General features: G+C 66.7%; 2 protein-coding genes. One reads left to right on the forward strand and one right to left on the reverse strand.

The genetic code is table 11. From position 1 onward, the window contains the following. Window positions 1-55: 55 nt before the first annotated feature. Window positions 56-604 (reverse strand): potassium channel family protein, encoded by a 549-nt coding sequence (locus ACFWVD_RS28890; RefSeq protein ID WP_081522896.1) that lies wholly within the window; start codon window positions 602-604, stop codon window positions 56-58. Window positions 605-717: 113 nt separating this feature from the next. On the opposite strand from ACFWVD_RS28890, the gene ACFWVD_RS28895 reads away from it, so the two are divergent. Continuing rightward, window positions 718-1,072: PLDc N-terminal domain-containing protein (locus ACFWVD_RS28895; protein ID WP_379248095.1), on the forward strand; the 355-nt coding region annotated here is incomplete at its 3' end.

The raw sequence follows: 1,072 nt of genomic DNA on the forward strand, positions 1-1,072 counted from the left end.
GGCTCACTTCCTTTCCGCTTCCTCGATGGTCCACCCGGGGGGCGCACTTCGCCGCTCAGGGCTCGTCCTCCAGGCCGGGTGCCTGCGAACTGCGCCTGTGCATGCCGATTTTGATCGCCCCGACGAGTGCTTTGGCGATGACCCCGATGAGGATCAGGTCGGCGACCATCTGGGCGGTGACCAGCACCCGGCTGCCCTGGTCGGTGGGGACGATGTCCCCGAATCCCACGGTGGCGAAGGTGGTGATGGTGAAGTAGAGCGCGTCCGTGCGGGTCAGGGGTTCCGAGAACGACGTGGCGTCCTGCTCCGCGAGCAGGTAGTACGTCGAGGAGAACAGCAGCAGGAACAGCGGTACGCCGGTGGCCATGGCCTCCAGAGCGCGCATCCGGGGGAACTGCGCATGGGAGACGGCGGTGATCTGCCAGGCCGTCAGCAGGCCGAAGACCGCCAGCCCGACCACGAGCGTCAGGACGGTGCCGATGCCGAACCCGCCCTCCAGGGGCGCCACGTAGTACAGCGCGGTGAGGAGGGCCACCGAGGACACCGAGCGCAGGACGTGGCCCAGCAGGACGCGTCGGCGCCGGTCGGCTGCTGTGCGTTCCATGGCTTCAGGAGAACGGCCGAACGCCCATCGCGCGACCGGAGCCGGCCGCCGGCATGCGAGTGGCCGGGGTCACCTGTATGAATGGATTACCAGGTGCATGATCGGAGTCGAGCATGGACGACTACCCGCTTCTGAACCTCTTCTGGACGATGTTGTGGTTCTTCGTCTGGGTCATGTGGTTCTTCCTCCTCTTCAAGGTCATCACGGATGTCTTCCGTGATCACTCCCTTGGCGGCTGGGGGAAGGCCGGCTGGCTCATCGTTGTGCTGGTGCTGCCGTTCGTCGGCGTTCTCCTGTACCTGATCTTCCGCGGGCACAGCATGCACGAGCGGGACCGCAAGCAGGCCGAGGAACAGCAGGCGGCCTTCCGCTCCTACGTGCAGCAGGCGGCCGGGACCGGCGGCGGCAGCGCGGACGAGCTGCACAAGCTCTCCGCGCTCAAGGACAAGGGCGACATCACCCAGGAGG

Source organism: Nocardia sp. NPDC058666, from assembly GCF_042714895.1.
Lineage (GTDB): Bacteria > Actinomycetota > Actinomycetes > Mycobacteriales > Mycobacteriaceae > Nocardia.

Coding starts and splice junctions, on each gene's coding strand:
- ACFWVD_RS28890 (WP_081522896.1), bottom strand. CDS start 604: ATGGAACGCACAGCAGCCGACCGGCGCCGACGCGTCCTGCTGGGCCAC.